Origin of the sequence: Bradyrhizobium sp. Mp27 (assembly GCF_029953005.1) — a bacterium.
Lineage (GTDB): Bacteria > Pseudomonadota > Alphaproteobacteria > Rhizobiales > Xanthobacteraceae > Bradyrhizobium > Bradyrhizobium barranii.
Genome location: NZ_JASAUS010000770.1, coordinates 1 through 242 on the forward strand (window position 1 = coordinate 1; position 242 = coordinate 242).

The 242-nt window shown below is 63.6% G+C and carries 1 pseudogene; it reads left to right on the plus strand.

What is annotated here, in order from left to right:
• Positions 1 to 109 (plus strand): annotated as a pseudogene (locus QJT78_RS52610) (transposase); the annotation flags it as partial.
• Between the last annotated feature and the right edge of the window lie 133 nt (positions 110 to 242).

Here is a 242-nt window from a genome sequence, read left to right on the forward strand (position 1 = left end):
GGGCTTCGACGGCATCCTTCAGGTCGACGGATACCAGGGCTATCATCGGCTCGCACGGCCCAAGCGCAAAGGCGGCGTGCCGCTGCGGCTGGCCGCATGTTGGTCCCACTCCCCCGTGGGTCGGTCAAAACCCCCCGGGTATGGTCACTTGAAACTCCCCCACCTGATGATCGCCGTCAGCGCCGCTGAACAGCAGTAGCCGGTCAGGCAGGACGTTTATGTTCGACCCCTTTAGCCAGCAA